Annotated in this window: 7 protein-coding genes; 6 read left to right on the top strand and 1 reads right to left on the bottom strand. The window is 71.6% G+C overall.

Going from position 1 to position 8320, the window contains the following annotated elements; translation table 11 throughout:
* Positions 1–231 precede the first annotated feature (231 nt).
* A complete protein-coding gene (locus ACWGJY_RS37115; protein WP_453265308.1) occupies positions 232–1668 on the top strand; it encodes a hypothetical protein in 1437 nt (478 codons plus the stop codon).
* A gap of 157 nt (positions 1669–1825) precedes the next feature.
* Here ACWGJY_RS37115 and ACWGJY_RS37120 read toward each other — a convergent pair whose 3' ends face one another.
* Complete coding sequence (locus tag ACWGJY_RS37120; protein ID WP_453265309.1) at positions 1826–4735, bottom strand: FAD-binding and (Fe-S)-binding domain-containing protein; 2910 nt, start codon at positions 4733–4735, stop codon at positions 1826–1828.
* A gap of 213 nt (positions 4736–4948) precedes the next feature.
* On the opposite strand from ACWGJY_RS37120, the gene ACWGJY_RS37125 reads away from it, so the two are divergent.
* From ACWGJY_RS37125 to ACWGJY_RS37145, 5 genes are all read left to right on the top strand, one after another.
* Positions 4949–5311, top strand: coding sequence for a hypothetical protein (locus ACWGJY_RS37125; protein ID WP_453265310.1), 363 nt, complete (start codon positions 4949–4951; stop codon positions 5309–5311).
* Between the two features lie 92 nt (positions 5312–5403).
* Entirely contained in the window at positions 5404–6522 is a 1119-nt protein-coding gene (serC, locus tag ACWGJY_RS37130; protein ID WP_453265311.1) for a phosphoserine transaminase, read from the top strand.
* Between the two features lie 395 nt (positions 6523–6917).
* Positions 6918–7463, top strand: a complete 546-nt coding sequence (locus ACWGJY_RS37135; protein WP_453265312.1) for a hypothetical protein — start codon at positions 6918–6920, stop codon at positions 7461–7463.
* Positions 7450–7767: a transcriptional regulator gene (locus tag ACWGJY_RS37140; protein ID WP_453265313.1), complete on the top strand. Its 318-nt coding sequence runs from the start codon at positions 7450–7452 to the stop codon at positions 7765–7767. The genes ACWGJY_RS37135 and ACWGJY_RS37140 overlap by 14 nt, the downstream gene beginning before the upstream one ends.
* 92 nt (positions 7768–7859) lie before the next feature.
* On the top strand, positions 7860–8306 hold the full coding sequence (locus ACWGJY_RS37145) for a PPOX class F420-dependent oxidoreductase (protein ID WP_453265314.1): 447 nt from the start codon (positions 7860–7862) through the stop codon (positions 8304–8306).
* Positions 8307–8320 lie beyond the last annotated feature (14 nt).

The following is an 8320-nucleotide window of genomic DNA, read 5'->3' on the forward strand; positions in this document are numbered from 1 at the left end:
CTACCTCGCCGGCCTCCACCTCCGCGCCTCGATGATCTGGGTCAATGACCTCCTGCAGGCAACTGATTGATCACAACCACACACAGGCCCTAGTGCGAGCTCGTCGTCGGCACGCAAGGGGTCAGTGAAGGCGGTGACCAAGGCGAGGAGGGTCTGGGCGATCTGTCCATCACTGTGCTGCGAGGACTAGAGATGGCGTGTGGGTAGTCGGCAGGAGCTACCGTGGCCAGCATGGGGGAGAACGAGATTTGGGGCGGCTGCCAGGCCAACGTCGTCCAGGCCCGCGAGATCCACCAGCTCACGGTTCATGCTGCAGCTGAGCCGCTGATCCCTCGCTACCTGCGCAACCCGGCCTACTGGCCGCTCGCGGGCGAGTGGGACGCACTATTGGCAGGCGCGCACAGAGCGCGCCCAGGTGCGGATGGCAGCAGGCTCCCCCCGTACGTGCCCCGGGATGCCGATGTCGCCTTACGCGAACGCATCACACAGGGTGGCCTGATCATCCTGGTCGGTGATTCCACGGCGGGCAAGACGCGTGCGGCATTCGAGGCGGTCCGGGCTGTGTTCCCGAGTCACAGAGTCCTGGCGCCACCGGTCGGCAGCAGCTTGCGCCAAGCTCCAGAGGCAGTGGAACGCTCTGAATCAGCCACTGTGGTGTGGCTGGATGACTTGGAAAGGTACCTAGTTCCGGAGGGTCTGGAGCCCGAAGTTCTTGCCGAATTTGTAGCGTTGGGGACATCCGTCGTAGCCACGATGCGCCTGAAGGCGTACGAGACGTTCACCGACGAGCACGGCGGCTCTATTGGTTCGCAGGTACTGCGGGGGGCTGAGGTCCTCGACCTGCACCGCCGCTGGAGTGGCGCCGAACTGTCTCGTGCACAGGAGTGCGGTGACTCCCGCATTCTTGACGCTTTCGCCCACCACAGGCTCTTTGGTATAGCCGAGTACCTTGCAGCCGGGCCGGCGCTGCTCCAAAGATGGCGCCGAGCAATCTCCACATATGGACACGCGCGTGGTGCGGCCTTGGTGTCGGCAGCTGTGGATCTCGCTCGAACGGGTCTCCGTGGGCCCTGGTCTCCCGCCCTACTGACCAAACTTCACGAGCACTACCTCGCCGAGGCGGGTGGCTCGGTGTTGCGCCCTGAATCCCTGGATGAGGCATTCGCCTGGGCATCCAGCATCCGCTATAAAGTCACCAGTCTTTTGCTACCCGGCCTGGACGCCGCCGGGGACGAACGGTGGGCCCCCTTCGATTACCTTGTGGACCAAACGGATTCGGAGATCCCATCCTGGACCTGGGAAGCGTCGCTAGGCCACGCCACTGACGAGACTGATCTTCGCGGCATCGGGATGAACGCCTTCGACGCCGCACCTCACGTCGCCGAGCGAGTGTTGCGCCTGCTCGCCGGGAAGGGGCAACGCGCCAGCGCGTTCAACCTCGGCCTGCTCCTCTACCGTCAGGGCAGTGCGACAGAAGCCCGCAAGTGGTGGACCGTCGCCGCGGACGCCGGTCTTGGTCGAGCGGCTCTTCGCTTGGCCTTGCTTGCCGCACGTTGTGGCGAACTGACGGTGAGCCGGGAGTGGTGTGCACATGCCACGGCATACGGACCCGCCGACGTCTCCGATCAGGCGGCGAGGCTGCGCGATGCGCTAGACAGGGACATTTAGGGGAAGACGTCCCTTAGGGGAAGCGGCGGGCGAACTCACGGCGACCGGCGCCATGGAGAACCGGCCGCGTTCTCCATGGCGCCGGGCCGCGGTGATCGGTCAGTATGGCGCCGGGCCGCGGTGATCGGTCAGTCGCGGAGGTTGCCGCACACAGACATCACGCCTCCTCCCCCAACGCCTCCGCCAGTACCTCCGCCAGGTGCCGCCCCGGCCGGTCGCCCAGTTGCTCCAGCTGGGTGCGGCAGGAGAAGCCGTCGGCGAGGATTTCGGTGTCGGCGGGGGCCTCGCGTACGGCGGGGAGGAGTTGGTCCTCGGCGCAGGAGACCGAGACGTCGTAGTGGCCGCGTTCGAAGCCGAAATTGCCGGCCATGCCGCAGCAGCCACCGGTCAACGGGCCGGTGAGGCCGGCGCGTTCGCGCAGGCGGCGATCGGCGGCGTCGCCCAGGACCGCGTGCTGGTGGCAGTGGGTCTGGCCGGCGACGGGGCGGTCGACGCGCGGGGGCCGCCAGTCGGGAGCCAGCTCCTCCAGGGCCTGGGCGAAGGTCCGTACGGAGCGGGACAGGCGGGCCGCCCGGGGGTCGTCGGGGAGAAGTTCGGGCAGGTCGGTGCGGAGGGCGGCGGCGCAGCTGGGTTCGAGGACGACCAGGGGGCGGCCGTCGCGGAGGAGGGGGCCGAGGATGTCGACCGTGCGGCGCATGACGGCGCGGGCCCGGTCGAGCTGTCCGGTGGAGACGTAGGTCAGGCCGCAGCACAGGGGGCGGTGGCGGCGCGGGAGGAGGCCCGACATGCCCGTGCGCGGGGGTGCGGTCGGGGGGAGGAGGGGGCGCAGGCCGGCGGCCTCCAGGACGCGGACGGCGGCGCGGCCGACCTGGGGGGAGAGGTGGTTGGTGAAGGTGTCGGGCCAGAGGACGACGGTGCGGCCGGAGGCGCCATGAGGGGCGCCGGTGGTCCGGCGGCGGCGCCACCACCAGCGGGTGAAGGTCTCGGTGGCCAGTTCGGGGATCGGGCGCTCGGGCGCGATTCCGCCGAGGCGTTTGCCGACGGCGGACAGGGGCGTACGGGCGAGGGCGTTGAGGACGGGTGCGGCGGGGGCTGCGGCGTGCAGCCACTGCGGGAGGCGGCCCATGGAGTAGTGCGCGGCGGGGCGCAGCCGGCCCTCGTAGTGGTGGTGCAGGAACTCTGCCTTATAGGTGGCCATGTCGACCCCTACGGGGCAGTCGCTGCGGCAGCCCTTGCAGGACAGGCAGAGGTCGAGGGCATCGCGTACCTCCGGCGACCGCCAGCCGTCCGTGATCACCTCACCGGCCAGCATCTCGTGCAGCAGCCGGGCCCGGCCGCGGGTGGAGTGCTGCTCCTGCCCGGTGGCGCGGAAGGACGGGCACATGACGTCCGCCGAGCCCGGACCGGTGGTGGTGTTACGGCATTTGGCGACGCCCACGCAGCGGCGGACGGCCGCGGAGAAGTCGCCGTGGTCGTGCGGGTAGCCGAACTCGACCGGGACCGGGCGCTGGGGCAGCAGCGCGAAGCGGAGGTTCTCGTCGAGCCGGGCGGGGCGGACCAGCATGCCGGGGTTGAGCCCGGCGGCCGGGTCCCAGAGCGACTTGAACCGCTCGAAGAGGCCGACGAGTTCGGGTCCGTACATCTTCGGGAGGAGTTCGGCGCGGGCCTGGCCGTCGCCGTGTTCGCCGGAGAGCGAGCCGCCGTGCGCGACGACCAGCTCGCCCAGGTCGTAGGAGAACTCCCGGAAGCGGCGGATGCCGGGCTCGGTCAGCAGATCGAAGTCGATGCGGACATGGATGCAGCCGTCGCCGAAGTGGCCGTAGGGGGTACCGCGCAGGCCGTGCTGGGTCAGCAGGGCACGGAAGTCCCGCAGATACGGGCCGAGTCGGGCCGGGGGCACGGCGCAGTCCTCCCAGCCGGGCCAGGCCTCGGAGCCATCGGGCAGCCGGGTCGCGGTGCCGGAGGCGTCCTCGCGGATCCGCCAGAGCCCGCGCTGGCCGGCCGGGTCGGTGACGAGGGTGTGGTCGGTGGCGCCGTCCGCGGCGGCCGCCCGGCAGAGCGCCTCGGCCCGCGCCGTCGCCTCGCCGGGGCTCGCGCCGCCCATCTCGACGAACAGCCAGGCGCCGCCCTTGGGCAGTCCGGCGGCGCTGCCCACCAGGTCGGCGGCCATCCCCTCGACGGTCATCGGCCGGTGCGGAAGGAGGGTGTGGGCGGCCTCGGCGGCGGCGCTCTCGTCGGGGTAGCCGAGGACGGCGAGGGCCTGCGCGGCCGGGGTCTCCACCAGGCGTACGGTCGCCTCGGTCAGCACGCCGAGGGTGCCCTCGCTGCCGGTGAGGGCGCGGGCGAGGTCGGTGCCGGCCTCCGGGAGCAGCGCGTCCAGGGCGTAGCCGGAGATCCGCCGGGGGAGGTCGGGGTAGCCGGTGCGCAGCAACGCCAACTCCCCGTCCACCAGGGCCTTTACGCCGTCCCGCAGCCGCGGGGGCAGTCCGGTGGGGGCGCCGGTGGGGCCGGTGCCGCGGCCGGCCCGCACCTGCTCGCCGCCGTACGTCAGCAGCTCCAGTTCGCGGACACTGTCGGCGGTGGTCCCCCAGGCCACCGAGTGCGAGCCGCAGGAGTTGTTGCCGATCATGCCGCCGAGGGTGCAGCGGCTGTGGGTGGAGGGGTCGGGGCCGAAGGTCAGTCCGTGTTTGCCGGCCGCGGCCCGCAGGTCGTCCAGGATGACGCCGGGCTGGACGACGGCGGTGCGGGCGGCGGGGTCCAGCGACACGATGCGCCGCATGTGCCGGGTGAAGTCCAGCACCACGCCGACGCCGGTCGCCTGCCCGGCGATGCTGGTCCCGCCGCCGCGCGGCACCACCGGTACGGCATGCTCCCGGCACACCCGCAGCGCCGCCGCGACGTCCTCGGCGTCCCGGGGCGCGACCACGGCCATGGGCACCCGCCGGTAGTTCGAGGCGTCCATCGTCATCAGCGCCCGGTCGGCCGCGGCGAACGAGACCTCCCCCCGCACCGCGGCCGCCAACTCCTCCGCCAGATTCCGCTTCTCCGTCTCCGTACGATCAGCCATGTCCCCAGCCTGCCCACTGGGACGGGTTCATGGCGCCTCGGCAGGGCCGGTTGGTCAGTTGGGGGAACGGGCGGGGAGGCCGGTCGAGGACGTGGGGAACGGGGCGGGGAGGCCGGCCGGCCGGGGGGTCGGTTCGTCGGCGGGGCCCGGCCCGTCCCCTGTACCGCCTCCGCTCAGCGGCGCCAGGTGGAGGACCGGCCCGCGGACGTCAGGGTGACCGCCCGGATCCGCCGCGACCGGCTCGACCTGGCCGTACGGATCCTGGGCGGGGCACTGACCGGACCACCCCGTACGGGTGACGGCGAGCACGGGGATGCCGGGCACGGCGAGCACGCGGAGGCGGGGAACCGCGGGGACGCGGACGCGGAGGCAGGGAACGGCCAGGGCCCGGAAGCGGATTCCGGAAACGGCTGGGCAGTCATCGAGCTGGCCTACCCCGTCCTCGGCGCCGTCCGTCAGCTGCTCCAGTTCGGCGACTCCCTCGAAGTGCTCGGCCCGCCCGAGGCCCGCCGGGTGATGGCCGAGGCCGCGGCCGCCGTCACCGCCGTCTATGCGGCGGACACCCCGCACGCGTGACGCCCCCGGCACCGTCCACCGTACGAGCGGTCGATGTCTCACCGGCTGGACGCGCCGCCGGAGCCCACAGCGCGACGGATTAGGCTTCCTCCGTGGCTGATATCCAGATTCCCGCTGACATCAAGCCCGCCGACGGACGCTTCGGCGCGGGCCCCTCCAAGGTGCGTACGGAGGCGCTCGGCGCCCTGGCCGCCACCGGTAGCTCCCTTCTCGGCACGTCCCACCGCCAGGCCCCGGTCAAGAACCTGGTCGGCAAGGTGCGCGACGGCGTACGCGACCTCTTCCAGCTCCCCGAGGGCTACGAGGTCGTGCTCGGCAACGGCGGATCCACCGCGTTCTGGGACATCGCGACGCACGGCCTGATCGAGCGCAAGTCCCAGCACCTCAGCTTCGGTGAGTTCTCCTCGAAGTTCGCCAAGGCCGCCAAGCTGGCGCCGTGGCTGGACGAGCCCACCGTCATCTCCGCCGACCCGGGCAGCCACCCGGACCCGGAGGCGGAGCAGGGCGTGGACGTCTACGGCTTCACCCACAACGAGACCTCGACCGGTGTCGCCGCGCCCCTCAAGCGCGTCGCGGGCGCCGACGCCGGCTCCCTGGTCCTGGTCGACGCCACCTCCGGCGCCGGCGGTCTGCCCGTGGACATCACCGAGACCGATGTCTACTACTTCGCCCCGCAGAAGTCGTTCGCCTCGGACGGCGGGCTGTGGCTGGCGGCCTTCTCCCCCGCCGCCCTGGAGCGCGCCCGCGCCATCCACGCGTCCGGCCGCCACATCCCGGAGTTCTTCTCGCTGCCCACGGCGATCGACAACTCCCTCAAGAACCAGACGTACAACACCCCCGCGCTGTCCACCCTCTTCCTGCTCAACGAGCAGCTGGAGTGGATCAACGGCCAGGGCGGCCTGGACTGGGCGGTCCGCCGTACCGCCACCTCCTCGCGCACCCTCTACGGCTGGGCCGAGGACTCCAAGTACGCCACCCCGTTCGTCACCGACCCGGCCAAGCGCTCGCAGGTCATCGGCACCATCGACTTCGACGACGAGATCGACGCCGCGGCCGTCGCCAAGGCCCTGCGCGCCAACGGCATCGTCGACACCGAGCCGTACCGCAAGCTCGGCCGCAACCAGCTCCGGATCGCGATGTTCCCGGCGATCGACCCGTCGGATGTCGAGGCCCTGACGGCCTGCATCGACCATGTGATCGGCAAGCTGTAGCCGCCCGACGGCTCCGCGCACCCTCACAGGCCCCGGCGGGCAACCGCCGGGGCCTGTGGCGTTTCCCGGACCGCCGGGGCAGGTGACGCTGCCCGGACCGCCGGGGCCTGTGGCGCTGCCCGGACCGCCGGGGCCTGTGGCGCTGCCCGGACCGCCGGGGCAGGTGAGGGACCGCCCGACGCCCCGGCACACCGCACAGCGGCCCGGCACACCGCCCGACGCCCCGGCAAACCGCACAGCGGCCCGGGGCCTGTCGTCACCTCCCCGTCCGGATCACTGGCGGCACCACCACGAGGCCCCAAGAGCTGACGCCCTGTTGACGAACCCGGCCACGGGAAAGTAGTTTCCTCTCAGGAAATTGATTCCGCTGGAGCAACGACCTCAAGGAGCTATGCATGTCGTCAACGTCATCGCCATCCGGATCCAAGGCCCCCCGCCCTTCGGCAGACGAAGCAGCGCGCGCACTGAGGGACATCCACCGGCACCAGGACGAAGCGCACACCTCGGCCGACAGCTCCCGGTGGGTGTACGTACTGTTCGGCGTCCTGTTCTTCGTGTTCTTCGCCTCCCCCGACTTCCTCGGGCCGGCGGCGACCGGCTGGGCTTCGGCGGCTTTCGGGGCACTCTCCCTCGGTTATGTCGCACTGCTCAACACCCGCAAGGGCGGGGCTCTGCTGGGTCAGCCCGTCCGCCCGCGCAGGCATGAGATCTCCGGGCGCTTCCTCCGTTACGCGCTGCTCGCCGTACTCGTGGCGGCCTTGGCCCTCCAGCTGTTCCCGCCGCACTGGCACCTCAGCGTGCCGTACTGGCGGACCGCGGTGGGCGCGGTGGCCGGCGTCGGTCTGGCCCTGTTCGGGCCGCGCTGCCGGCAGGTGCTGCTCTCGGCCACCCTCCGCAGTGGCGGTCACAGCGGAAAGACCGCCGTCGATGACCGAAGCTGACTTCGACCCCGTACTCCTCGACCCCACCCGGCTGACGATCGTGTCCCTGCTCGCGGGCGCACAGTGGGCCGAGTTCGGCTGGGTGAAGGAGTCGGCGGGGCTCTCCCCCTCCGCCCTGTCCAAACAGATCAGTACGCTGCAGTCACACGGGTACGTCGAAGTGCGCAAGGGGTACGTCGGCAAGCGCCCCCGCACCTGGGTGAACCTCAGCGACGGCGGGCGGGCCGCGCTGGAGGCCCACGCGGCGGCTTTGCAGCGGATCGTCGAGGAGTCGCGGCGTACGGCGAGCGGGGACGGCAGCTAGCGCCTCGTACGGAGGGAGCGAACCCCGGGTTGTCGCCCGAACGGACGCACCACGGGATGACGAAACAGGCCGGATGTGCCTGTATGGGAGCCATGACGAATCCCCCGAGCCCCGGCCTCGCCCCCTTCGAGCGGCAAGGGACGATCGTGCTGACCACGTACAAGCGGGACGGCACCGGCGTCGGCACACCGGTCAATATCGCCGTCGACGGCGACCACGCCTATATCCGTACGTACGGCAGCGCCTGGAAGGCCAAGCGGATGCGGAACTTCCCGGACGTGGAGATCTGCGCGTCCACCCGGCGGGGCCGCCCCACCGGGCCCGCCGTGCAGGCACGGGTGCGGCTGCTGGACCCGCAGACCCGGGAGTACCGGCGCGCCGAGCGGTCACTGACCCGGAAATACCCCCTGATCCAGGGCCTGTTCGTGCCACTGGTGCACCGGCTGAAGAAGGAACGGACGCTGCATTACGAGCTGCGGCTGACCGGGGGCGGGGCGGGCGGGGAGCGGCCGGCGCAGGAGGCCGGGCCGGGGGCGTAGACCCGGGCCCGGCC

It is taken from the genome of Streptomyces sp. NPDC054765, assembly GCF_053612065.1.